Origin of the sequence: Spiroplasma poulsonii (assembly GCF_009866525.1) — a bacterium.
Classification (GTDB): domain Bacteria; phylum Bacillota_I; class Bacilli_A; order Mycoplasmatales; family Mycoplasmataceae; genus Spiroplasma; species Spiroplasma poulsonii.
In genome coordinates this window covers 1,186,346-1,211,174 of sequence record NZ_CM020866.1, presented here as the reverse complement: position 1 = coordinate 1,211,174, position 24,829 = coordinate 1,186,346, and the positions used below count along the sequence as shown (strand labels likewise).

At 26.4% G+C, this 24,829-nt stretch carries 32 protein-coding genes; 26 read left to right on the top strand and 6 right to left on the bottom strand.

Translation table 4 applies throughout. The features are described from left to right. Positions 1 to 2: 2 nt before the first annotated feature. Positions 3 to 941, top strand: a complete 939-nt coding sequence (locus MSROBK_RS06820; protein WP_040093734.1) for an RluA family pseudouridine synthase — start codon at positions 3 to 5, stop codon at positions 939 to 941. A gap of 33 nt (positions 942 to 974) precedes the next feature. Further along, positions 975 to 2,843, top strand: coding sequence for a polysaccharide biosynthesis protein (locus tag MSROBK_RS06815; protein ID WP_040093733.1), 1,869 nt, complete (start codon positions 975 to 977; stop codon positions 2,841 to 2,843). Between the two features lie 60 nt (positions 2,844 to 2,903). On the opposite strand, the gene MSROBK_RS06810 is transcribed toward MSROBK_RS06815, so the two are convergent. Beyond that, on the bottom strand, positions 2,904 to 3,890 hold the full coding sequence (locus tag MSROBK_RS06810; protein ID WP_040093732.1) for an NAD(P)/FAD-dependent oxidoreductase: 987 nt from the start codon (positions 3,888 to 3,890) through the stop codon (positions 2,904 to 2,906). Between the two features lie 112 nt (positions 3,891 to 4,002). On the opposite strand from MSROBK_RS06810, the gene tsaE reads away from it, so the two are divergent. The 16 genes from tsaE (at position 4,003) to MSROBK_RS06740 (ending at position 16,177) form a co-directional block, all read left to right on the top strand. Next, on the top strand, positions 4,003 to 4,464 hold the full coding sequence (gene tsaE, locus MSROBK_RS06805) for a tRNA (adenosine(37)-N6)-threonylcarbamoyltransferase complex ATPase subunit type 1 TsaE (RefSeq protein ID WP_040093731.1): 462 nt from the start codon (positions 4,003 to 4,005) through the stop codon (positions 4,462 to 4,464). Position 4,465: 1 nt separating this feature from the next. Then, the gene (gene tsaB, locus MSROBK_RS06800) at positions 4,466 to 5,038 is read left to right on the top strand and encodes a tRNA (adenosine(37)-N6)-threonylcarbamoyltransferase complex dimerization subunit type 1 TsaB (RefSeq protein WP_040093730.1); all 573 of its coding nucleotides are present in this window, start codon (positions 4,466 to 4,468) and stop codon (positions 5,036 to 5,038) included. Next, a complete protein-coding gene (locus MSROBK_RS06795) occupies positions 5,038 to 5,463 on the top strand; it encodes a GNAT family N-acetyltransferase (protein WP_040093729.1) in 426 nt (141 codons plus the stop codon). Before tsaB ends, MSROBK_RS06795 begins: the two co-directional genes overlap by 1 nt. An 85-nt stretch (positions 5,464 to 5,548) precedes the next feature. Then, on the top strand, positions 5,549 to 6,001 hold the full coding sequence (locus tag MSROBK_RS13850) for an IS5 family transposase (protein ID WP_040092682.1): 453 nt from the start codon (positions 5,549 to 5,551) through the stop codon (positions 5,999 to 6,001). Next, positions 5,986 to 6,384, top strand: a complete 399-nt coding sequence (locus tag MSROBK_RS13845) for a transposase family protein (RefSeq protein ID WP_242441474.1) — start codon at positions 5,986 to 5,988, stop codon at positions 6,382 to 6,384. The genes MSROBK_RS13850 and MSROBK_RS13845 overlap by 16 nt, the downstream gene beginning before the upstream one ends. A 210-nt stretch (positions 6,385 to 6,594) precedes the next feature. Continuing rightward, positions 6,595 to 7,311 (top strand): YebC/PmpR family DNA-binding transcriptional regulator, encoded by a 717-nt coding sequence (locus MSROBK_RS06785; protein ID WP_040093728.1) that lies wholly within the window; start codon positions 6,595 to 6,597, stop codon positions 7,309 to 7,311. 325 nt (positions 7,312 to 7,636) lie between these two features. Beyond that, positions 7,637 to 8,374, top strand: coding sequence for a GmrSD restriction endonuclease domain-containing protein (locus MSROBK_RS06780; RefSeq protein ID WP_107685394.1), 738 nt, complete (start codon positions 7,637 to 7,639; stop codon positions 8,372 to 8,374). Next, the gene (locus MSROBK_RS06775; protein ID WP_040093726.1) at positions 8,338 to 8,550 is read left to right on the top strand and encodes a hypothetical protein; all 213 of its coding nucleotides are present in this window, start codon (positions 8,338 to 8,340) and stop codon (positions 8,548 to 8,550) included. The genes MSROBK_RS06780 and MSROBK_RS06775 overlap by 37 nt, the downstream gene beginning before the upstream one ends. A gap of 8 nt (positions 8,551 to 8,558) precedes the next feature. Then, positions 8,559 to 8,708, top strand: coding sequence for a hypothetical protein (locus tag MSROBK_RS06770; protein ID WP_157944241.1), 150 nt, complete (start codon positions 8,559 to 8,561; stop codon positions 8,706 to 8,708). A 330-nt stretch (positions 8,709 to 9,038) separates the two neighbouring features. Then, positions 9,039 to 9,161, top strand: coding sequence for a hypothetical protein (locus tag MSROBK_RS12155; RefSeq protein ID WP_258267075.1), 123 nt, complete (start codon positions 9,039 to 9,041; stop codon positions 9,159 to 9,161). Positions 9,162 to 9,232: 71 nt separating this feature from the next. Then, complete coding sequence (locus tag MSROBK_RS06765) at positions 9,233 to 10,504, top strand: DNA cytosine methyltransferase (RefSeq protein WP_040093724.1); 1,272 nt, start codon at positions 9,233 to 9,235, stop codon at positions 10,502 to 10,504. Positions 10,505 to 10,575: 71 nt separating this feature from the next. Then, positions 10,576 to 11,682 (top strand): hypothetical protein, encoded by a 1,107-nt coding sequence (locus MSROBK_RS06760; RefSeq protein ID WP_040093723.1) that lies wholly within the window; start codon positions 10,576 to 10,578, stop codon positions 11,680 to 11,682. Between the two features lie 294 nt (positions 11,683 to 11,976). Further along, complete coding sequence (locus MSROBK_RS06755) at positions 11,977 to 12,591, top strand: hypothetical protein (RefSeq protein WP_040093722.1); 615 nt, start codon at positions 11,977 to 11,979, stop codon at positions 12,589 to 12,591. A gap of 64 nt (positions 12,592 to 12,655) precedes the next feature. Continuing rightward, positions 12,656 to 14,689 carry a DUF2779 domain-containing protein gene (locus MSROBK_RS06750; RefSeq protein WP_040093721.1) on the top strand — a complete coding sequence of 678 codons (2,034 nt, stop codon included), beginning with the start codon at positions 12,656 to 12,658 and terminating at the stop codon, positions 14,687 to 14,689. Then, positions 14,676 to 15,635: a methionyl-tRNA formyltransferase gene (gene fmt / locus MSROBK_RS06745; RefSeq protein ID WP_040093720.1), complete on the top strand. Its 960-nt coding sequence runs from the start codon at positions 14,676 to 14,678 to the stop codon at positions 15,633 to 15,635. The genes MSROBK_RS06750 and fmt overlap by 14 nt, the downstream gene beginning before the upstream one ends. Before the next feature lie 2 nt (positions 15,636 to 15,637). Then, entirely contained in the window at positions 15,638 to 16,177 is a 540-nt protein-coding gene (locus MSROBK_RS06740; protein WP_040093719.1) for an ECF transporter S component family protein, read from the top strand. An 18-nt stretch (positions 16,178 to 16,195) separates the two neighbouring features. On the opposite strand, the gene MSROBK_RS06735 is transcribed toward MSROBK_RS06740, so the two are convergent. Then, entirely contained in the window at positions 16,196 to 16,657 is a 462-nt protein-coding gene (locus MSROBK_RS06735) for a hypothetical protein (protein WP_040093718.1), read from the bottom strand. A gap of 250 nt (positions 16,658 to 16,907) precedes the next feature. On the opposite strand from MSROBK_RS06735, the gene lepA reads away from it, so the two are divergent. Then, complete coding sequence (gene lepA, locus MSROBK_RS06730) at positions 16,908 to 18,710, top strand: translation elongation factor 4 (RefSeq protein WP_040093717.1); 1,803 nt, start codon at positions 16,908 to 16,910, stop codon at positions 18,708 to 18,710. A 401-nt stretch (positions 18,711 to 19,111) separates the two neighbouring features. Here lepA and MSROBK_RS13840 read toward each other — a convergent pair whose 3' ends face one another. Further along, complete coding sequence (locus MSROBK_RS13840) at positions 19,112 to 19,510, bottom strand: transposase (RefSeq protein WP_416375046.1); 399 nt, start codon at positions 19,508 to 19,510, stop codon at positions 19,112 to 19,114. Next, positions 19,495 to 19,947 carry an IS5 family transposase gene (locus tag MSROBK_RS13835; RefSeq protein WP_040092446.1) on the bottom strand — a complete coding sequence of 151 codons (453 nt, stop codon included), beginning with the start codon at positions 19,945 to 19,947 and terminating at the stop codon, positions 19,495 to 19,497. The genes MSROBK_RS13840 and MSROBK_RS13835 overlap by 16 nt, the downstream gene beginning before the upstream one ends. Before the next feature lie 197 nt (positions 19,948 to 20,144). Between MSROBK_RS13835 and MSROBK_RS06720 the strand changes: the two genes are divergently transcribed. Both MSROBK_RS06720 and MSROBK_RS06715 read left to right on the top strand, forming a co-directional pair. Next, positions 20,145 to 21,077, top strand: a complete 933-nt coding sequence (locus MSROBK_RS06720) for a rolling circle replication-associated protein (protein ID WP_040093716.1) — start codon at positions 20,145 to 20,147, stop codon at positions 21,075 to 21,077. 405 nt (positions 21,078 to 21,482) lie between these two features. Continuing rightward, the gene (locus MSROBK_RS06715) at positions 21,483 to 21,749 is read left to right on the top strand and encodes a hypothetical protein (RefSeq protein ID WP_040093710.1); all 267 of its coding nucleotides are present in this window, start codon (positions 21,483 to 21,485) and stop codon (positions 21,747 to 21,749) included. A gap of 85 nt (positions 21,750 to 21,834) precedes the next feature. Here MSROBK_RS06715 and MSROBK_RS13830 read toward each other — a convergent pair whose 3' ends face one another. Continuing rightward, positions 21,835 to 22,233 (bottom strand): transposase, encoded by a 399-nt coding sequence (locus MSROBK_RS13830; RefSeq protein WP_416375032.1) that lies wholly within the window; start codon positions 22,231 to 22,233, stop codon positions 21,835 to 21,837. After that, positions 22,218 to 22,670, bottom strand: coding sequence for an IS5 family transposase (locus MSROBK_RS13825; protein WP_040092446.1), 453 nt, complete (start codon positions 22,668 to 22,670; stop codon positions 22,218 to 22,220). The genes MSROBK_RS13830 and MSROBK_RS13825 overlap by 16 nt, the downstream gene beginning before the upstream one ends. 413 nt (positions 22,671 to 23,083) lie before the next feature. Between MSROBK_RS13825 and MSROBK_RS06705 the strand changes: the two genes are divergently transcribed. The 5 genes from MSROBK_RS06705 to MSROBK_RS06685 all read left to right on the top strand — a co-directional run bounded on the left by MSROBK_RS06705 (position 23,084) and on the right by MSROBK_RS06685 (position 24,367). After that, entirely contained in the window at positions 23,084 to 23,323 is a 240-nt protein-coding gene (locus MSROBK_RS06705; protein ID WP_040093709.1) for a hypothetical protein, read from the top strand. 94 nt (positions 23,324 to 23,417) lie between these two features. Then, positions 23,418 to 23,645 carry a hypothetical protein gene (locus MSROBK_RS06700; protein WP_040093708.1) on the top strand — a complete coding sequence of 76 codons (228 nt, stop codon included), beginning with the start codon at positions 23,418 to 23,420 and terminating at the stop codon, positions 23,643 to 23,645. 14 nt (positions 23,646 to 23,659) lie between these two features. Then, entirely contained in the window at positions 23,660 to 23,845 is a 186-nt protein-coding gene (locus MSROBK_RS06695) for a hypothetical protein (protein ID WP_227991159.1), read from the top strand. Next, positions 23,845 to 24,024: a hypothetical protein gene (locus MSROBK_RS06690; RefSeq protein WP_040093714.1), complete on the top strand. Its 180-nt coding sequence runs from the start codon at positions 23,845 to 23,847 to the stop codon at positions 24,022 to 24,024. The genes MSROBK_RS06695 and MSROBK_RS06690 overlap by 1 nt, the downstream gene beginning before the upstream one ends. Before the next feature lie 133 nt (positions 24,025 to 24,157). Next, a complete protein-coding gene (locus MSROBK_RS06685) occupies positions 24,158 to 24,367 on the top strand; it encodes a hypothetical protein (protein ID WP_052443508.1) in 210 nt (69 codons plus the stop codon). Positions 24,368 to 24,829 lie beyond the last annotated feature (462 nt).

The window sequence follows — 24,829 nt, the reverse complement described above, 5'->3', positions numbered from 1 at the left end:
GTATGGAACAAAAAACAATTATTACATTAACAGTTAAGAATAATGATGTAAATCAAACGATTTTTAATTTTATGAAAAAAATGTTTCAAACAACATCATTATCAGTCCTTTATAAATTATTTCGGAATAAAAAGATTAAAGTAAATAATAAAATTATGAAAGAACGAAATTATAAGTTACAATTAGGTGATCAAATTTTAATTTTTGATAAGAATTTAGTCATTACAGAACGAAAACAACAAATAGCAGAAACTGATTCTGCGTCAGAAAAGGTAGCAGTTGTTTATGAAGATCAAAGCATTTTAGTTGTTGATAAACCACATGGCGTAGAAATGCATTCAACGTTTAATAGTTCCTTAGATGGAATGGTCCAAAGTTATTTAATGCAAAAAGGAGCGTATCACCCGCAAACTGAGCAATCATTTGTTATTTCTCATATTCATCGGTTAGATAAGTTAACACGAGGGTTAGTGCTATATGCTAAAAATAAAATTAGTTTAGATTTATTATTAAAGAAAATTAATCAAAAAGAATATATTGAAAAAAAATATCTAACCCAATGTGAAGGAATCATAACAGAAGATGAATTTACTGTTACTGGTTATCTTGTCAAAGATGAATCAGAGCAGAAGATGATTTTTAGTTTAACAGAGCAACCGAATAGTAAAAAGGCAATTACCTATTTTAAAGTTCTTACAAGAACACTAAATACAACTTGATTAGAAGTAACATTAGGAACGGGACGGAAACATCAAATTCGAGCATCATTAAGTTATTTACAGCATCCAATTATAAATGATGTTAAATATGGTGCTAAAAGAATAGCCAAAAAATATATGATTGGTTTATATGCAACAACTTTGGTGTTCCATCAGTTACCTGAACCTTTAGAATATTTAAATGAAAAGGTTATTAAAATTTTAGAAAATATTATAGAATAATAATATGAGTAAGAATGGAAAGAGGTGAAGTAATTGTCAACAAGAAGAGGAATCATTAGTATTTTGATTGGCGCTTTTACTTCTTTAATTGGAACTGCTTTTCAATTTACTTTAATGTACTTATTAATTCGGAGTTATGGTTCACAGTTAAATGGGTTTGTGAAGAATAGTATTGCCATTGTTTCATTCTTAGGAACCGTTGAAGGTGGGTTAGGAGCCATTACCGTTATTTTTTTAATGAAACCATTATTACAAAAAGATTGAATTAAATCTAATGAAATGGTCAATACAGCAAAACACCAGTATAAGATTTCGGGAATTGTTGGGGTCATTTTATTAGCGGTCATTGCAATTGGGTATAGTACTTATATTTATTTATTTGAAGGTAATTTTAGCATTTTATGAAATGATCATACAATTAGTTATCCGTTATGAAAAATGATGTTAATTATTGTAATTATTGGATCAAAAAACTTAATTGCCTTATTTTGAACTGCTTGTTATGAAAATTTAATGCAAGCAGATCAAAATAATCATATGCGGCGTTTAATTTTGATGATTTGTGATTTAATTTCTTATTCAGTTATTTTTTACTTGATCTCACGAACAGTTGACCCGCTTTTTGTTTTTATAATTTTCTTAGCATATTCCATTATGAAAGGAAGTTTAATTTATATCTTTGTTAAGTTTCATTATCCTTGAATTCGAATTGTTCGCCAAAAAGATAATATGCAATTAGTAAAATCAAGTAATATTGTTGTATTAAAAAATATTGGTGAGACCTTATTAATTAATGGGGATGTTATTATTACCGCTTTACTATTAGGATTACGGGTGTCATCAACCTTATCGCTATATATGACAATTACCGTTGGGGTACGAAGTATTATGATGATTTTAATTAATTCATTTCGTGAGTTTTTTGCTGCTTGAACGGCAAAAAATGGCCGGATTGATTGAAATAGCTATCTTAAGTTTGAAACGTATGCCTTTATGATTGGTGGGTTTTTATTTGTAAACCAATTTATTTTATCACCATATTTTGTGACAACATTATATGCTCCCCAAATTATTGAACAAATTAATAATAGTGCAACAGGTGTAAATGCTTGAACCGCACAAGAAATAGCTATTTTTAAAAGTATTTTTTATCAGCCAACATTTTCATTATTAGTGGCATTAAGTTCGGTTTTTATTGTTTTAGCTGAACCAGCCAATGTTTTAGTGTACGCCAAAGCAAATTATAAACAAACGGCAATTCCAACCTTTGTGATTGGAATTATTAATATTGTGTTGTGTTTTTTTACGGCCTTAATTTTCTGTTTTTTAGTAAATGATCTTTCCGCGGCATTATATGGGATTTTAATTATTACGTGTTTTGTTAGTCTTCTTCGCTTTTTATATTTATGGTTTTATAACTGATTATTTTTAACATACAATAGTAATTTTAAAGGTGTTTTTCGTAATTGAATGATTTTATTGGTGCCAATTGTGGTTGCTATTTTAGTTAACTATTTATTCTTAACAAAAACATATAATCCAATGGAAATTTATAATGATCAGTTACAACCAATATGGGGCTGACAAAAACTATTAAATATGTTCTTTGGATTAATCTTTGCTTCCTTGTTTGTTATTATTGGGAACTCAATCTTATGAGCACCGCGCTCAGTTCGTGGAATTTTCTTACGTTTACCAATTGTGCATAAAATTTGAACAAAACGCCAAGATAAAATGCGTCAAATTCGTCAGAAAAAATATGAAGATGATTTTATTATCTTAACCGAACCAGAAATGCAATATCAAAAATTATGAGAACGTGAAGAAGCCTTACACCAAAATACAAAGAAAATGAGTGAGGATGAACCACCAAAAGAAATTTATAAATTAAAAGGAACGTAAAGAATTTAATAAAACAAAAAATGTATATAAAATATACATTTTTTAAATAAAGTATAATTATTATTTTTTAATATCACTTAAATAACCAGGATGATATTTATTACCATGAATGATTTTTGTAATGTTAAATAAAGCATTAATTGCTTCGCCAAAACCAGTGACCATATTATAGTATTTTCCTTCATAATAAGCGCTATTTCCTGCGGCAAAAATATGGCTGTGACTAGTTTGCCCACTTGGTTGAATGATAATTTTCCGCATTGGGGTTGTTTCTAATGAAAACTGCTGTAACATTGTTGGTGCTACTTTGGCTCCATATTGAACAATAAAATAATCAGCTGTTACTTCTAATGTTTCTTTGTTGCTTTTATGTTCAAGGGTTAACATTGTAATCTCATTATTCTGGATTTGTGCTGCTTTAACATGATAAGGTTTGAGTTCGGTAATCTTATTTTGCTGTAATTTTTGAACATTGCTTTCTTTGGCACGATATAAGTCACGACGATGAATGATGGTAACATTGTTGGTAATCTTATCTTCAACTAAATGATTTGCTCAGTCAACAGCACTATCACCACCACCAAGGACAATAACCTTTTTATTAGTTAAAGTAGGTAGATCTTTCACAGCATATCACAAGTTGTCGTATTCTTTTGTTGCATCAAGATGTTCTAACCGAATAGGGGTAAAAACACCATTGCCACTAGTAATTAGAATTGTTTTAACATTAAGAACTTTGTTATTTGTTAAAGTAATAGTAAATCCATTATTTTCTTCAACAACCGTTAGAATGTTTGTTTTTCCAAAATATGTTATTTGTTTATTATTTTTTTCACCTTGGACAATTAGATTTTCAATAAAAGTTTTTGCTTTAATTTCCGGGAAACCAGGCATATCATATAAAAGTTTTTCAGGATATAACTCTCAGGGTTGACCCCCCGGGGTATCATTTCCTTCAATGGTATAACCAGTTAATCCCAACATTCCAGCACAGCTTCAAGCATATAACCCAACGGGACCAGCACCAATAATTAAAATATCTTTCATTAGTTTATAACGACCTTTCTCTTTTTCTGCACTTTAATTATTACATATTTTTTGGAAAGTATAGCACAATAATTAATTCCTAGATATAATTATTTATAGAAAGTGGGATATTATGAAAATAATGATTAGCGATGAAAATGCAACAAAACAATTAGCTACTAAAATAGCACCATTTTTACAACCCAATTGATGCTTATTATTAGAAGGACAATTAGCAGCGGGTAAAACAACTTTTACAAAGTATTTATTAGCAGCGTTAGGAGTGACAAAACCAGTTACTTCACCATCTTTTATTATTATGAATAAATATACCACCCCAGATCAAACGCTTATTAACCATATGGATTGTTATCGGTTATTAGGCTTAGATCATTCTGAAGAATGAGGAATGTATTTTGATTATTTCCCAAATAGTATTAATATTATTGAATGACCAAGTTTAATTAGTAAGGATTTAACTGACCAGTATGAAATAATTAAAATTACTATTAATATTGAAAAAGACCAGGAACGAGTTTTTACCATTAAAACCAATAATGTCGCGTTACGCATTGCATTAGAAAGCGGGGGATAATATGTTAAACCTATTTATTGATACTAGTACTGATTTTTTAATTTTAATATTAGAACAAGATGAGCAAGTTCTTGGCTATGTTCATCAAAATAATGCGCGGCGTCACACTGAAGAAACGTTACCAGCGATTAATAAGTTATTAGCAACATATCACTTGCAGTTAAAAGATGTTAATCATTTTTATTTAACAACAGGACCAGGGAGTTATACTGGGCTTCGAATTCCAATGACAATTGTTAAAACCATTAAAATAATTAATCCCGATGTTAAAGTATCGGTTATTAATACTTTATTATATCAAGCAGGATTTGACAGTGTTGTTTCAATGTTAGATGCGCGCGGTGGACAACGCTACTTTGCTGTAATTAGTAATGGGCAAGAAATTATTCCTAGTCAAGTTGTTGATTATGAAACTTGTCTCGAAATTAGTAAACAATTTCCAGGTTATCAATTTCGTAGTGATTTACAAGAAATTGACCCCGTCCAAAATTATCAACTGTTAAAGAACCATTTTCACTTGGTAGATGATATTTTCGCTTTAGAACCACGTTATATTAAGAAAGCTTTCGGATAATGTTCGAAATTAAAGCAGTTAATAATACTGATGGGTTATTATTGTTTTTGTTAGAGCAAGAAAATTACCCGCAGCATTATTATAAATATCGTAATTTAATTCAAATTATTAATAATCCGAATTATCTTGTTTATAAATTGGTTCTTAATAATAATTTAGTGGGCTCTTTTATTTTAATGCATAGTGGTGATGATTTAGAAATTATTAAACTTACCGTTAAAAAAACACACCACCAACAAGGATGGGGTACTAAAATGTTAACTTATATATTAGCACATTTTCCTTTTCATAGTATTTTTTTAGAAGTAAATGAACATAATTTAGCCGCCCAAAAGTTATATCTTAAGCATGGATTTGACATTGTGCGAACAATTCCCCAATATTATGGTAATGAAAATGGTTATTTAATGCGTTATGATAAATAACTTTTAAAGATTTTATTAGACTTCTTGCGATACCCTTTTTTATTAAAATATTATTATAAAATATAATTTATGAGGACATAAAAATATGAACAATAATAAATTTAATACTGTTAATGATAGAGAATGGTTAAGATTAACAGGAATAAAAAAATCCACTTTTAATAAAATGTTAGATATTTTAAAAGTTGCTGAAATAGAAAAATTTAAAAAAGGTGGTAAAACTAATAAATTATCATTAGAAAATAGATTATTGATGACTTTATTATATTGACGAGAATATCAGACTTATTTTCATCTTGGTAAAAGTTTTGATATTAGTGAGGCTAATTGTTATCGTAATATTAAGTGAATTGAAGATATTTTAATTAAAAACTCTGATTTTCAACAACTTGCTGGTAAAAAAGCACTAATAAATGATTATTTTAATGATAAAACTATTATTATTGATGCTACCGAAACTCCAATCCAACGCCCAAAAAAAGACAAAAACAATCTTATTCTGGTAAAAAGAAAAAACACACGATCAAAACACAAGTAATTATCGAACAAGAAACCAAAAAAATTATTGCAACAAGTTTTTCGCTCGGAAAAAAACATGATTATGCTTTATTTAAAGAATCAAAAATCCCAATTTTAAAAAATACCAAATTAATAGTTGATAGTGGTTATCAAGGAATACAAAAAAATCACAATAATGTTCTAATACCTACAAAGAAAACAAAGAAAAACCCTTTAAACAAAGAACAAAAGCAATATAATAGACTAGTTTCAAAAATGAGAATTATTATTGAAAATATTTTTGCTATTCTTAAAAAATTTAAAATTATTACAGAAAAATATCGTAATCGAAGAAAAAGATTTGGTTTAAGATTTAATTTAATTGCCTCAATTTATAATTTACAATTATTATATTTAACATAAAATATTTATTTAAAATTAAATAATTTAAATAATAAATTAATTTTTCGTTGTGGAAAAATATTAAATTTTTAAATAAAAAACATAATTAATTAAAATTATATTTTTCTATTAGTATCTTTTTTACAAATATTTGCAATTTTTTAACAAGTAATGCAAGAAGTCTATTGTATAATATATACGGAAAAAATCAGGATTTAAGGAGAGCAAATTATGGGAAGAGCGTTTGAAGTTCGAAAACAATCAATGGCAGCAACTGCTGCGAAAAAAGCGGTGTTATATAACCGGGTGGCACGTGAAATTTATTTAGCAGCGCGGGAAAGCGGAGCTGATCCGAATGCTAATTTAGCATTACGTAATGCAATCGATAAAGCAAAATCAAAACAAGTTCCCCGTGATGTTATTGACCGTGCAATTAAAAAAGCAAGTGGTAATGATAATGAAAACTACCAAGCAATTCGTTATGAGGGTTACGGACCAGGAGGCAGTGCAATTATTATTGATACGTTAACAAATAATGTTAATCGTGCTATAGCAGAAGTTCGTAATTGTTTTACAAAAACTGGTGGTAAATTAGGGGTTAATGGTGCAGTAACGCATTTATTTGATAATTTAGCAGTTTTTGCTTTTGAAGGAAAAACAGTTGAAGAAATTTTTGAATTATTACTGCTAGCAAATTGTGATGTTAATGATGTTGTGGCTGAAGATGGCCAAGTTGTTGTGTATGCTCCCGCTACAGCATTTAATAGTGTTAAAAAAACTTTAGATGAAAATGGAATTGAAGCATTTCAAATGGCGGAAATTACAATGTTACCCTATGAACGAATTACATTACAAGGTGAGGACGCAGAGCGCTTTGAAAAAATGTTAAATATGTTAGACGAAGTTGATGATGTTCAAGAAGTTTATCACAATGTTGTTGTTGGTTAAGAAAGGATTAACCAAAAAGAAAAGGAAATTTACTTATAGATTCCTAAATAAAATTATGATAAAAATTCAAATTTTAGTTTATTTGAAAAAGTTAGATTTTATTTATGTTTTTTTATATATATCTAATATAATAAAATTATTAACAAAGTTGATCAAAGTATGAATGAAAGAGGTGCAAAATGCAAACTACTAGTAAACAATATAAAGTTATAGATTTTTTAAATTGATCACAAAGCAACCAATTAATTACTAATCCACATTATTAAAGAAATTTAGTATGACCTGATAAAGCAAAATCATATTTAATAGATTCTTTACTTAAAGGATACCAGGATACCCTATTTCACATATTTTTTTAGCTGAAGAAATAGATGCTTCTACCATGAAAACTAATAGAGAAGTAGTAGATGGTCAACAACGAATATCTACAATTTTGCAGTATGTTAATAATTCTTTTAAAATTTTAAAAGTTCATAATGAAGAAGTGGCTAATTTATTTTTTAAAGATTTACCAGATGAACAAAAAGAACTTATATTATTATACGAAATTCCTTGTCAGGTTTTTTCTACTAAAGATAAAAATATAATATATGATATTTTTGCTCGTTTAAATACATTTAATTATGCATTAAATAGTCAAGAGTTACGAAATGCAAATTATTTTGGTACATTTAAAACTATAGTTGAAAAAATAAGATTAGCAATTTTTGATGAAATAGAAGAACTTGGATTATATAAAGATATGGAAATAAGACGTATGAAGTTGCAAGAAGATTTAGCAAGAATTTTAATTTTTTATTTAGAAAGTTATGTTAATGATTCTGATAAGAGTATCAATAATTTTTATGAAAAATATGATAATGATGATACATTTTCAAATGCTTTAGATGCATTAAATTCTGTTATATATATTTATAGGGAAGCAATAGATATTTTTAAAAAAATAATTAACTTAAATGGTAGTTTATTAAGTTTTGATCGTAAATATTTTTTTACAATTTTTATGTTGTTAATAGAAATAAAAAAATGGATAATGATCAAATTGCAAAACTCGCTTCACTAGATAGAAATATTTTTTTAACTAAAACTAAAAATAGACAATATTTAGAAGAAAAAAAGGCACTTACTGATAATTTTAAGTTAATGTGTGAAAAATGTATTGAATTGCATACACAAGGAACAACAGATCCAAATAGAAAAAAGGAAAGAATCAAATTAATAAAAAATTTTATTAATTAAATTTAAAAATGAATAAAGAATTAATTGATTTACAAAAATGAATTATTGTTGAATTTACTGCTCTTGAAAATTGTATTTCAGATGTCCCGGATCAAAATGATATTATGCAGTTTACCTATTTTTATATAAAATTATTAAATAATGTATGAATCATTTAGAAAAATGGCAGTTGTAATATTGTTAAATGATAAAATTATTTTACCATCAGGGATTATAGTTATAAATCCTTTTAATATTTTATTAATTGGCAAAGAAGGGGGTCTCAATATGTTACTAAAACAGTTAGAAACAGGAGGTAAAAGTGAACCATTAAGAAAAATTAAAATTTTTTTGAATCATTATATATAAATACTGAAAATAAAAATTTATTTTCAAATTATAATGATGGTGAAATAAATGAAATTCAAAATATAAGAAACATTCTTGCGCATCCATTAGTATTAAATTTTAACAATATAACATTTCCTTATAATTGACGTCCAAAAAATATGAATGATTTTATTTTATTATTAAGAAAAAATAATAATAAATATAAAATGTCATATTATAAATATCATTTAAAAGTAATTAGAATTGCAATTGATTCACTTATTAATGGCAAAATTAAATAGATTTTTAAAAAAATATGTCCACTTAACATGTTTTTTAAAAAATGTATTATAATTAATTATGGTGATATTATATGCGTCAAGAATTTTTAACAATTAAAGAAATAGCTGAATTAGAACAAAAGAGCTTAAAAACTATTCGTAGAGCAATCGCGAGTAATGAACTACTTGCAGAGAAAAAAGGTGGTAATTTTTATTCTGTAAATAAAGAGGAATATTATAGGTGAAAAACAGCGGACCATAAAATTAATAAAATACCAGATAGAATTAAATATTTCAATAAAAATATTGAATATCAAGACACTAAATTTATAAATATTTTACCTGAAATGAAAATAATTGATGGTTGAAATAATAAAAATAATAAAAATGGATTAAAATTTTTAGATTTATTTTCAGGAGCTGGTGGTTTATCTTGTGGAATGGTAATGGCTGGTTTTACACCTGTTTATAGTGTAGAAATTTTGCAATGTGCTGTTAACACATATAAAAAAAACTTTATAAATTCTGGAAGATTTCCAAATGAAAATATTGAAACAAGAGATATTAAAGATGCCAAAATAAAACAAAATGTAATTAAAAAATGTAAAGAAGAGCAAGTAGATGTCATAGTTGGGGGGTTTCCATGTCAAGGTTTTAGTATGGCAGGAAATAGAGTTGTGGCTGATCCTAGAAATTCTTTATATTTAGATATGTTGGAAATAGTTAAACAAATAAATCCTAAATTTGTTGTTATGGAAAATGTAGAAGGATTACGAAGTATGCTAAATGGTAAGATTGAAAAAATGATAATTTCGGATTATCAAGATATAGGATACAATATTTCTGTTCATACGTTGAATGCAGCTGATTATGGTGTTGCTCAGCAAAGAAAAAGAGTTATTTTTATAGCAAATAATATAGGTTTAGTAAATTATCATCCAGAACCTATTTTTAATGAAAATAATTATAAAACTTTGGGTCAAGAACTAGAACGTTTTTTATATATAGACGAAAATAAAGATATTAATCATATATTTACAAATCATACAGAAGAAATGAAGAAAAGATTATCAAAAGTTCCTGAGGGTAAATCTTTATATAAGAATTATTCAGATGCATGAAAAAAGTCGCCATGAAATAAGACTTCATGTACTATTAAAGAAAATCATGGTGGTGTAAATATACATCCAAAATTACCACGAGTTTTAACTCCAAGAGAATTAGCAGCATTACAAAGTTTCCCAGATGATTTTATTTTTGAGGGCACAAAAAAATGACAATTATTACAAATTGGAAATGCAGTTCCACCATTATTATCAAAAGCAATTGCTCTTGCAGTATATAAAACTTTAAAAAATAAATAGCATAATATTGTGCTATTTTTTATTTTTTTTGTTAACATTATATTATATACAGATATTTGGAGTAATCAATAGTGAAAAAAGAAATTAGTATGCGTATAGAAAATAATTTAATAATTTGGTCACCATCTGAGGCATCACCGGATATTAATAGACAAGTTCCTAAAAAAGGAGTAAATTTATCAAGTTTAAAGGCAGTTACTGTTCCCACGGTTTTATATTCAGAATTTAAAATTAATCTAAATGATTTAAGTTATATTGATTTAGGAGAATTTTGAATTAATATAAATAAATTAAAAGACCATTTATTAGAGGTTAAGAGTAATATTCCATCACTTATTTTTGCTGGAAAAGTTGATAATAAAGTATATGATTCAGTATTATTTAATAAATATAAAGGCAAAGAGAAAGTATATGGTAATTTAACAATAGGACTAAGAGCAAATTATCGAACTGAACGGGTAATTAATTTTGGTAAAAAAACTGCAAAACGAAAAGAAAATGATGCTACTAAAGAAGAACTTGAATTTCAGCGTTTTGTATTTTTAGGTTTTTTTGGTGGTGGAAAATCAATTGAGAATCAAAAAATGAATAAAAATTTAAACTTTTTTGAATTAATCATTGATAAAAAATCTAAAGAAATATATCACAAAATTAATTATGAAAAATTAGAATATTTTAAAAAAGAAATGAGTATTGGACCAACTTTAAAAACCTTTCCTAATATATTAGAAGTAAATGAAGAAGAACAAAATAAAATTTTATATGATAACTGAGATACTAATATTTTTGAACTGAACAAAAATGAAAATTTAGAGGTTATAACAATTAATAGGCAATCTTGTTTGTCTTTAGAACATAATAGAATTCAAAGTATATTAGCTGCTCATTTCTTTAACCAAGATTATAAGGTTAAAATAGAAAAATTTAATTTTATTGATTTATATGTAGAAAATGAAAATGAAACTAAAATTTTTGAAATTAAAACTTCTGGAACTGAAATATATAAAGCGATTGGACAGATTTTAGTATATGAAAACTTTGTACTTTCTAATAATTTACAAAAATCTAAGTTTGAAAAAATAATTTTATTTGATAAAATTTACTCTTATGATTCAAAAATTTTATTGACACTTAAAAAATATAATATTGAACTAAAGGTAATTTCAGATTATATATAAAATTGTTTTATAATTAATTATTTTTTTAATTTTATTACTAGGTAAAATAATTAATTGTTAATTAAAACTACACAAGATAAGTGTAAAAATAGTTTTAAATTATATTTATTTAAATGAAGTTATTAGTGAATCATTGTATTTATTTTTGGATTTAACCATTTTTACAAAGAGATAGTTTAAAACTATTGTTAAACTAGTGACTAAAATAATATTAGAACTCACCTGGGAAAATATTTGTAAAATTCTTGGTAATAGTGCATAATATAAATAAAGTAAAAAGGAGTCTAGATAACAATGTCAAATTTTCTGGGTGGCAGTATGACAATGAATGTCATTTTAGTAGTGATTGTAGTTGCAGTTATTATTTTTGCAATTGTTTCTTCAATTATGGGACGAAAAGCGCAGCGTCTTGAACGAGAAAAGCGTAAAAAACAAGTTAAAGATAAAATTAAACAGTATATTAAAGAAACTGACAATCGTAAAAACTTACGCTTAGAATATGAAAAAGTTATTGCTCGTAAGGGGAAAGAATTTAAATATCGTGATATCTTTGATGTTATTGTTGATATTTATGAAGCAAAAACTAATTCTTTTTTAGAACAAAAAGCTTTTGAAATTGAAGGAATTTCAAAAAAAATTAGTAAAAAACAATATGAAACAACTTGAACTGTTAATCAAGAAATTGATTTAGACGATACTAAACATCGCATTGAAATTAGTGAGAAGAAAGTTAAATTAACAAAAGAGGAAAAGAAGGCAGCTAAAATTACGGCAAAACAAGAATATGAAGCTCATCGTGCGGAAATGGTCAAAAAACGTGAAGAAGAGCGCAAATTACGAAAAGCAGGACAACTACCTGTTGAGGAACGACCAAAACCGAAACCTGAGAAATTTGTCCCAAGAAAATAAGCGTAGTCTTATTTTCTTTATCTTTTAGGGAATTGGAACAAATAACGAAAGTGAAGTGCAACAAATGGATTCAGTCGTAACATTAAAAAAAGAGGATTTTAAACGCTTTAAAAAATGTTTAAAAATTGCGTGGACGTTAGCATCACGGACTAACTTAAAAACAGTCCAACAGTGAGTAACAGAACAAAAAATTTCTGTCTTTTTTGATTTACAAGATAACATTAATAGTGCCAAAATTAATGATAGTGATTTTATTGGTAGTGATGATGATGAAAGCGAAGTTGGGTCAGAATTGTTTATGCCAAACTTATATGATTTAGCGTTAGAGACTTACTGACCCGCTGATAAAGATGACACGATTAGTGATGATGTCCGCTCTTTTAGGGATGATGTTCAATCAACTATTACCAATCCAATTGATTTTTATCCCGGTGAAACAATTGCCGATGGGAACGAAGTTGGGCAACGAGCACGAGAATACTTTATGCGTGATCATAACTATTTTAATTTAGAACACTATAGTAAGAAAATCGCTTTTGCCAAAACAAAGGAAGTATTAGCTAATCCAAACTATGATGTTTATTTTGAACCATCCTTTATTTATAACAATTGTATTACGAAGTGTGATATTTTAAAAAAACTACCCGATGGAACTTATCACTTAATTGAGGTTAAAGCTTCAACGGGACGTAAATATAACAAAGATTTACAAATGTATGTTGATAAACCAGTTAAAGATGAATATGGTTATGATGTGGCGTACCAATATTGTGTTTTAACTGGCGTTGGATTAACAATTAGTCGCGTTTCTTTAATGTTATTGAATTCAGAATATCAACGTGTTGGTGATATTGATGATGATGAATTATTTATGTTTCAGGATTGATATAAATTACCAACAAAAACGTTAGCACCAGTTAGTTTATTAGAATTTTGTCAACAAATGTTAACAGGAACATTTGTGAAACGAGTTGCAAAAAATCGTTTAATTACTGATGATTTAGCATTAATTAAAAGTTATTTCGCAAAGCCAGCTGTTGAAGTTTTTCCCTTATTTACGCAAGAACAATGTTTTAATGCGAAAGGAGATCGCTATGGGTATTGTCAACACGCAACAGATTATTTACCAGAACATCACAGTGTGTTTGAATTAACCCGTGGAATGGAAAAGAAGACCTTATTAAAGTATCAAGAACATATTGATTATTTAACAGATGTTATTTTACCATTTACTTTTCAACAATCATCGCGCGAAAAAAAACCAATTTTATTTTCAGTTAAACAACAACGTCAAATTTTAGCGGTTCAAGATAATGCCCCAGTTATTGACCCAACACAAATTGAACATATTAAAGCAGTTTTAGCGAAATATCAATATCCGTTGTATATGTATGACTTTGAAACAATGAAAGCAGCGGTGCCGCGGTTTGATTATTCTTATTCGTATCAACAAATCCCGTTTCAATACTCCGTTCATATCATTAAAGATCAGTACTTTAATTATCATGATGAAGCAACGATGGAACACTATGCTTTTTTAGCTGATGGGGATGGTGATCCACGTCTACAATTAATTGAACATTTAGTAACGGATTTGTTTCGTGCCGAGGTCGGAGTATATGTTGCTTATTATAAGAGTTTTGAATGTAAAGTATTATCCGAATTAATTAATTATTTAGCAATTTTAATTAGCAAAACTACTGAGCAAACAATAATTACAACTTATCAAACATTACAACAAAAATTAGCCATTATTCGAAATAAAACAATTGACCTAATGGATTTCTTTCAAGATTTTATGATTTATAAAAAAGAATTTTATGGTTCAGCATCAATTAAAAAAACCCAACCAGCTTTTGATAACCAGTTTACATATCAAGCGTTAAAGGTGCAAAAGGGGGATATGGCAAGTGAAATCTTTCGCCGTCGAGTAGAAAATAACATTCCAAGTACAATTTGAAAAACCTTTTTTCGAGAGGAAATGTTAAAATATTGTAATCGTGATACTTTGGCAATGGTTGTCATTTACCAACATGTTATTCATTTAATGAAAAACTTATCATTAGAAAAGGGAGGCAAAGAGAATGCAAAAGTATAAAGTAATTTTTATGGGAACACCTGTTTTTGCAACAGCAGTTTTAACCGCATTAACAAAGTTAGCACCAACAATTGAATTAATTGGGATTGTAACGCAACCTGATCGCAAAATTGGTCGTAATCAAACGATTCAGTTTTCACCAGTTAAAGAATTTGGGTTAGCACATCAAATTCAAGTTTTTCAACCAGAAAAAATTAATGATCTTTACACCGAATTAGAAGCATTACAACCCGATGTGATTGTGACATGTGCTTATGGGCAGTTTATTCCGGAACGAATTTTAAAACTAGCAAAAATTAATTGTATTAATGTTCATGCTTCATTATTGCCAAAATTACGGGGTGGCGCCCCAATTCATAAAGCAATTATGTATGGTGAACAAGAAACAGGGATTACTTTAATGAAAATGATTAAAAAAATGGATGAGGGGGAAATGTATTTCCAAGAAGCCTTAACAATTGCTGTTGATGAAACCGCTTCATCATTACATGATCGCTTAATGACATTAGCAGGAGGGATGGTTGAAAAATTCTTATTAGATATTATTACTGGTCAGCAGTTAGGAACCACGCAAGATGAGAAGCAAGTAACATTTGCTTATAACATTACTCGTGATGAAGAAAAAATTAATTGGTATTTACCAAAACAAAATATTTATGATCAAATTCGGGGATTGTATGCTTGACCAATTGCTTATACTACCGTAGATAATGTTATTTACAAAATTCATCAAGCGGTTATTGCAGAAGAACCATTAACCGAAAAAGATGTTGATTTAGTAAATGGCACCATTATTGCTGTTTTAAAAACAGGAGTTAAAGTTAAAGTTGAAGATGGATACTTATTAATTACACGGTTGCAACGCGAGGGCAAAAAAGTAACGGAAGCAAAAAATTATTATCATACTCCATCTTCAGAAATAACTTCCGGAAATATTTTTATTTAATTATGTATCGCTTAAAATCTTTAAAATATTTAGTTACAACAGCGTTAATCACGGCGTTATTAGTAACAGTTGCCTATATTTTGCAGTTTATTCGGCTTGGGAATGGCAAAGGAATATTACAGTTAGCAGATGGGTTATTTTTAGCCTTAATAACTTTGATTAAAGGACCAATGTTATTAATTAGTGGTGTGTTGTATGTTACAATTATTGATATTATTACCGATGGTTTTATTTTTATTCCAGTTTCAATTGTCATTAGAGTGTTAATATTTCTTATTACTTACTTTTTAGCACGGGTGTTAAGCCGCTATGGGGCAATCTTTTTAAGTAGTTTAATGCTATTATGATATGTTTTATATAGTTATTTATTATTTGGTTCAGCTGTTGCAATTCTTGAATTAATTAATGATGCAATTCAAGTTGCTGTTTCAACTGTTGTTGGTATTACCTTAGCTGTTGTTTTTGCTCGGGTTAACAAACATAGTACGAATAAAATTTGAGATGATGAACAATTTTGACATTATAAAAAGAGTAACCAATAGGATTACTCTTTTTGCTTGTTACATTGTTCGTGCTGATAAACTAATAATTTTTAAGGTTTCTTCAATTTTATCTTTTAGATAATTTAAATAATAATAGTTAATAACAGAGTCCCGTAACACTTGCAAGCTGTCTACGTAGTTTGCTTCTAGTTGTTTTTCACAGTAGGCAAAGATTCGATCATTTTCTTGTCGCATATCTAGATTAACTTTAAAATGTTGACGGTATAGCTTGCGATATTCGTTTAAAGCATTACTAATGCGGTTATGGATGAATTCAGTACTTTGATCAATTACTTTCATAATTTGATAAATTAACCCTTCGTGTTGTTGTAACTTAACTTGTTTCGTATTGAATGTTTTTAAATTTTTTAGTAAGGTATAAAGCCAATCTTTTTTTGTATCAGAAATTTTCTCAATATTACTAACTAAATTTACTTCATTTATCAATTGATTGTAGTATTTTGTAAAATCACTATCCATTAGTTTTCCTCTTTTCATCGTTATAAAAAATATTGATAATAATCGATTTATTTGCCCCTTAATTTCTAACTTGCATATTATATTATATAATATTTTTTCTTAAAATTCAAGCAAGCACTTTGTCCCCTAAGGGTTCGATAATTTGGATTTATGATGAGAATTAAGGTTGAAACAACTATCTTTTTTAAAATTATGTATAATAATATCAGAGAGATAGCTGATCTTACTGTAGGAAGGATTCGGGTTTAGAATGGATAAAAAATTAATTCGCAATTTTTCAATTATTGCCCACATTGATCATGGGAAATCAACCTTAGCTGATCGCATCTTAGAATTAACAGGGACTGTTGATAAACGAGAAATGCAAGAGCAACTATTAGATTCAATGGATTTAGAGCGTGAACGGGGAATTACAATTAAGTTAAATTCAGTCCAGTTAAAATACCATGCGAAAGATAACCAAGAATATATTTTTCATTTAATTGATACGCCAGGACATGTTGATTTTACCTATGAAGTATCACGGAGCTTAGCTGCTTGTGAAGGCGCTATTTTGGTGGTTGATGCTGCACAAGGAATTGAAGCACAAACCTTAGCAAATGTTTATTTAGCAATTGATAATAATTTAGAAATTATTCCTGTTATTAATAAGATTGACTTACCATCAGCAGACCCAGAACGTGTTAAAGAAGAAATTGAAAAGTTAATTGGGATTCCAACGACTAATGCTCCATTAATTAGTGCAAAAACTGGCCTTAACATTGATCAAGTGCTAGAAGCAATTGTACAATATATTCCAGCGCCGTTAGATGCTGATGATAATAAACCGTTACAAGCTTTAATTTTTGATTCGCATTATGATAAATACCGTGGGGTAATGGTTTCAATTCGAATTAAACAAGGAACAGTCCATATTGGGGATAAGATTAAATTAATGAACACTAATGCGATTTATGAAGTAACAGAATTAGGGGTTAAAACCCCAAAGGAAGTTAAAAAAGATTTCTTAGTTGCTGGTGAAGTTGGGTGATTAGCGGCAAGTATTAAAATGGTTCGTGATGTCCGAGTAGGAGATACGATTACAACTGTTGCTAATCCGGCCGTTGAACCATTATCAGGGTATAAAAAAATGAATCCAATGGTTTTTTGTGGATTATATACGATTGATTCAGCAAAGTACAAAGATTTAAAAGAAGCGTTAGAAAAGATTCAATTATCTGATGCATCGTTAGTATATGAACCAGAAACTTCACAAGCATTAGGTTTTGGTTTTCGTTGTGGGTTTTTAGGGTTATTACATATGGATGTGATTCAAGAACGGTTAGAACGTGAATATAACTTAGAATTAATTGCAACAGCACCATCAGTAATTTATCATGTTTATTTAACAAATAAGGAAATGATTACCATTGATAACCCAAGCGATTTACCACCCGTGCAAAAGATTGACCGGATTGAAGAACCTTTTGTTAAAGCAACAATTATGACCCCTGATCAATATATTGGTCCATTAATGGAATTATGTCAAAATAAACGGGGAACATATGTTAATTTAGAATATATTGATGATACCCGCCGAATTTTAACATATGAAATGCCACTAAATGAAATTGTTTTTGATTTTTTTGACCGCTTAAAATCAATTAGTAAGGGTTATGCTTCTTTGGATTATGAATTTATTGGTTATCGTCCAAATAAACTAGTAAAAATGGACATTTTATTAAATGGCGATGTTATTGATGCGTTATCGATTATTGTTCATCGTGATTTTGCGTATGGTCGGGGAAAAGCATTATGTGCTAAGTTAAAAGAAATTATTCCCCGTCAAAACTTTGAAGTTCCAATTCAAGCTGCCATTAATCATAAAGTTATTGCTCGCGAAGATATTAAAGCAATGCGAAAAAATGTTTTGGCAAAATGTTATGGTGGTGATATTACTCGGAAAAAGAAATTACTAGAAAAACAAAAAGAAGGAAAAAAACGAATGAAGGCAATTGGGTCAGTTGAGGTCCCACAAGAAGCTTTTATGGCCGTTTTAAAATTAGATGATTAATTGCTATTCGCAGCAATTTTTACTGTAAATTATTTTTTTAAAATTTTTCTGAAATAATAAGTGATATAATAATGAGTATAAAATAGGATAGTTTAATTAACTAACACAACTCAACATCAAAAAAACCCAATAAACATAAGGGGTTAAAAAATTAGACCCTCATAAAATAAGGGTTTTAGAACAGTGTTTTCCGACATTTTAAATTTAAAAAAAATTGTAAAATTATAAAAGATATATTAGACTTCTTGCATTACTTGTTAAAAAATTGCAAATATTTGTAAAAAAGATACTAATAGAAAAATATAATTTTAATTAATTATGTTTTTTATTTAAAAATTTAATATTTTTCCACAACGAAAAATTAATTTATTATTTAAATTATTTAATTTTAAATAAATATTTTATGTTAAATATAATAATTGTAAATTATAAATTGAGGCAATTAAATTAAATCTTAAACCAAATCTTTTTCTTCGATTACGATATTTTTCTGTAATAATTTTAAATTTTTTAAGAATAGCAAAAATATTTTCAATAATAATTCTCATTTTTGAAACTAGTCTATTATATTGCTTTTGTTCTTTGTTTAAAGGGTTTTTCTTTGTTTTCTTTGTAGGTATTAGAACATTATTGTGATTTTTTTGTATTCCTTGATAACCACTATCAACTATTAATTTGGTATTTTTTAAAATTGGGATTTTTGATTCTTTAAATAAAGCATAATCATATTTTTTTCCGAGCGAAAAACTTGTTGCAATAATTTTTTTGGTTTCTTGTTCGATAATTACTTGTGTTTTGATCGTGTGTTTTTTCTTTTTACCAGAATAAGATTGTTTTTGTCTTTTTTTGGGCGTTGGATTGGAGTTTCGGTAGCATCAATAATAATAGTTTTATCATTAAAATAATCATTTATTAGTGCTTTTTTACCAGCAAGTTGTTGAAAATCAGAGTTTTTAATTAAAATATCTTCAATTCACTTAATATTACGATAACAATTAGCCTCACTAATATCAAAACTTTTACCAAGATGAAAATAAGTCTGATATTCTCGTCAATATAATAAAGTCATCAATAATCTATTTTCTAATGATAATTTATTAGTTTTACCACCTTTTTTAAATTTTTCTATTTCAGCAACTTTTAAAATATCTAACATTTTATTAAAAGTGGATTTTTTTATTCCTGTTAATCTTAACCATTCTCTATCATTAAGAGTATTAAATTTATTATTGTTCATATTTTTATGTCCTCATAAATTATATTTTATAATAATATTTTAATAAAAAAGGGTATCGCAAGAAGTCTATTATAATCAAAATAACTTTCAGATATAAACACTTAATTATATTGAAAGTTTCAAACTATTTATAGTTTCCTTGAGCGGAATTTTTAAATGTAATTTAGTGTTTTTTTATTTGAAAGGAGTTTATAAAAATGAATAATGTTTTTATTTACGATAATTTAAAGATTAATAGTCATAATATATTTATGAATAAATTAAATTATGCTAAAAGAGAATATTATTTAAAAAAAGTATTTTATGGTAATTATGTTAAAAATATTGTTTTACCACTAGATATAATTAATAATATCCCCCGTAATAAAGATGGTATTAAAAATACTGGGAAAAATGATAAAAAGTTATTAAATAGTCGTATTCGTACACAAGGAAATTGTATCCGTAAAGCATATCATAATTTTTCAAATTATAAAAATTTAAGTTTTCTAACTTTAACTTATGCTGTTAATGAAACGGATGTTAAAAAGTGTAAATATGATTTAATGAAATTCTTTCAAAATATTAATCGTTGATATAATAACCCAATTAGAGCAAAACATCATAAAGGAATTTTAAAATATATGTATACTTATGAGTATCAAAAACGGGGAGCAGTCCATTTTCATATAATCTTAAACCAAAAAATACCAAATAGTACTGTACAACAGTATTGAAAACACGGTATTAATAAAAATATTAAAGTTCGTAGTGGAACAAACGAAGATGTTGTTAAATATCTTGCTAAATATATTGTTAAAACTGCTAATAATGATAAGTCACAAAATCATTATGATTTAAACATTAAAGCATATCAATTTAGTCGTAATTGTAAAAACCCAAAAATAAAAGTTGGGGTTGTTGAATTAGATACATTAGATTTAATTCTGTCATCTGATGAAACACTTAATTATTTTAGTTTTGGTAATAAGCAAGGTATTCGTGTTGGTTTTAGTTGTGATAGTTATTATGGTTTAGATAAATTTAGAGAATTTAAAAAATATGTTTCACACGAAAGTAAAATGTGAAGAAATCAAAATAATAAAATAATTGAAAATTACAAAAATAAATTTAAAAATTTAAGGTGTTAAAATTAAAAAATGAGTTAAAAACTCATTAAAAAAAAGTGGCAATTGCCTTGAGCAACAATCACCACAAATTAATTAAAACAAAAAAAAAAAAAAAAACAAGATGGGGATGTATATTTTACAATATATTTAATTTTGTGTTGAAAATTTGACTTTTTAATATTTTATTGTATTATTAATTTAACTTAAACATTTTATTGTGTTTGAGTTTTAAATCTTAAAAGATTTCCTTGAGCGGAACTTAAATATAATTAAATGCTTTTTATATTTTATTTATAAATTTATTCAAATAAAAAACACTAACTTTGTAGCAATAAATATTTTAATTAATCATTTTTATATTTAAGTTTTAATTTTTTAAGAAATCTTTTAAGAAACTATATAGTTTTTTAAAAGGAGATTTCAAATATGAAATATTTAGTGATGTTAACAAAGGTTAACAAAAATAAAGTTATTAAAAATAACAAAACTGGTAAAGAAGACTATTATGATGTCTTAAAATTTCAACCATTAGAAAAAAACGAAAATGGAGAATATGAAAGTTCAAATTTATTACCAAAAGATAAATGATTTAAACAAGATAACGAAAATTATATTAGATTTCTTGCATTACTTGTTAAAAAATTGCAAATATTTGTAAAAAAGATACTAATAGAAAAATATAATTTTAATTAATTATGTTTTTTATTTAAAAATTTAATATTTTTCCACAACGAAAAATTAATTTATTATTTAAATTATTTAATTTTAAATAAATATTTTATGTTAAATATAATAATTGTAAATTATAAATTGAGGCAATTAAATTAAATCTTAAACCAAATCTTTTTCTTCGATTACGATATTTTTCTGTAATAATTTTAAATTTTTTAAGAATAGCAAAAATATTTTCAATAATAATTCTCATTTTTGAAACTAGTCTATTATATTGCTTTTGTTCTTTGTTTAAAGGGTTTTTCTTTGTTTTCTTTGTAGATATTAGAACATTATTGTGATTTTTTTGTATTCCTTGATAACCACTATCAACTATTAATTTGGTATTTTTTAAAATTGGGATTTTTGATTCTTTAAATAAAGCATAATCATGTTTTTTTCCGAGCGAAAAACTTGTTGCAATAATTTTTTTGGTTTCTTGTTCGATAATTACTTGTGTTTTGATCGTGTGTTTTTTCTTTTTACCAGAATAAGATTGTTTTTGTCTTTTTTTGGGCGTTGGATTGGAGTTTCGGTAGCATCAATAATAATAGTTTTATCATTAAAATAATCATTTATTAGTGCTTTTTTACCAGCAAGTTGTTGAAAATCAGAGTTTTTAATTAAAATATCTTCAATTCACTTAATATTACGATAACAATTAGCCTCACTAATATCAAAACTTTTACCAAGATGAAAATAAGTCTGATATTCTCGTCAATATAATAAAGTCATCAATAATCTATTTTCTAATGATAATTTATTAGTTTTACCACCTTTTTTAAATTTTTCTATTTCAGCAACTTTTAAAATATCTAACATTTTATTAAAAGTGGATTTTTTTATTCCTGTTAATCTTAACCATTCTCTATCATTAAGAGTATTAAATTTATTATTGTTCATATTTTTATGTCCTCATAAATTATATTTTATAATAATATTTTAATAAAAAAGGGTATCGCAAGAAGTCTATTCAAATAAAACCTATGTGTAATTTTGGTACTTGATTTTATGTTGGTGTTAACTAAGATGGAAAAATTAATATTGTTGAACCATATATTGAAAATGATAACGAGCAAGATTTTATTAATAAATATTCTAGTGAAAAACAAGAACAGTTAAATAGTAATCAACAGCAAAATCAAAATAATAATATTGGTATTGATGATACTATTTTGTGAAATAAATAGTTATGAAACAACAGTTATGTTTTGCTTGTATTAATGATACTGTTTGAGAAAATGGTTCTACTTATTGCTGAAACTGTGTTAATAAAAATGTTGTTTTAATTAATCAATATTATTCTAGAATAAATAATGAAAAGAATTAAAGAAATTTTAAAAGAATTAAAATCAAAAGAATACAATATTTTATTAGATGAATTAGAAGAGTTATTTTTTGAGTTAGAAAAAAATCAATTATATAAAGAAGATTTTGTAATATACAGTTTTGGATGTGATAAGTGTAATTTAACTTACAGCTGTAAAAATAATTGTAAATTATTTTGAGCTTTAAAAGATAATCTAGATTATGAAAAATTAGAAAGTAAGGAATAAAAATAAATATGTGAGATTGAATTGCTTGTTGTAGTTGTTTTTTAATAGCAATTACTTTAATAGTTTTAATTCTTGTATTTATTGGTGGTTTTTAATGAAAAAACAAACTAAGTTATATAAACAACGATTAGAATATTTGGTTAATGTTATACATCAATGTTTACCTGCAAAAATATCTTTATTTATGTTAAGAAAAGCAATTAAGTTATATCTTAATCATAATATTATTGATATTAGTGTTATGGAAGAACAACATTTTAAATTATTAGTAGAACAAGTAAAAAATTGTATGTTAAATATAGAAAGTGAGAGTGAAAAATAATGGATATATTTTCAATGATTATTGTATTTTTATTAGTTATCTTATTATATGCTTATGTCATTTTTTCTGTTTTTAATAAAAAAGAAATTAAAAAATCAAAATTAGAACTTGAAAAATTAGAACTTGAAAAAATAGAACTTGAAAATGAGAAATTAAAGTTAGAAATTTCAGAATTAAAAAATAAAGGTGGTGGTAATTAATGACTGTATTTGCAACAATTATTTTAGTTATTACAATGTTTATGTTATTGATATTTTTAACAGTAAGCACAGTGTTTAAATTTAAAAATAAATATTTAGTTTGTCCGCATTGTTCTAAAAAAGTAGAATTTAAAGAATGGGGAAAACGAAAAATTAAAAAAGCAGATAAATCTGTTTAATAAGTTAATATCAGTTAAATACATTGCCAAAGTATAAAATTGATTTTAGTTTTTAATGTTAATTACTAAAATCAATGTTAGAGTACGGCAATGTTTTATTATAAGTTATTAGTATTTAAGGAGTGAGTTTTAGATGAATGTAAATTTATTAGCAGATAACCCTGATGCAAGTGTTATTAAGCAAATAGCAGATTTTGCTGGTATTCTTGCTGATTGGGCGATTGCTTTTACAAACTGATTTATCGGTTTTTTAGGGTCACATATGTTATTAATTATTCCGTTAGTTTTAATGTTTGTGGTTTTAGGAATTGAAACAATCAGAAAGTTAATTCACGGATATTAGTATTTATGATAAACTCTAACCTTGATTTTAGTAATTAACATTTAGGAAAGGAATAAGAAAAATGCAAAGTGTATGAGATTTATATTATGAATTTATGACAATTATTTTTAGGATTAATCATCCTATTATTTTAGATATTGTTATATTTGTTGTGTTTTTAATACTTGTTTTTGGTATGTTATTTTTAATTTTAAGTTGTATTTTTAGGTGGATAAAATAATGGACTGAAACACTTTTTTTGCAACGAGTATATCAAGGACTTTTGCAGATTTTTTATTTTATTCCAAAAATTGAAATTGATAACTTTGTTGGTAGTTCTATTGATAATATTACTTATTCAGTGATTATGATAGGTGTTTGATTAGTGGTGTTTTTCTTAATTTGATTATCAATATTTATTTTATATAAAACTATAAGTTTGGTGGTGTAAATATGTTTAAAAATTATTTTAATTTATTTAGA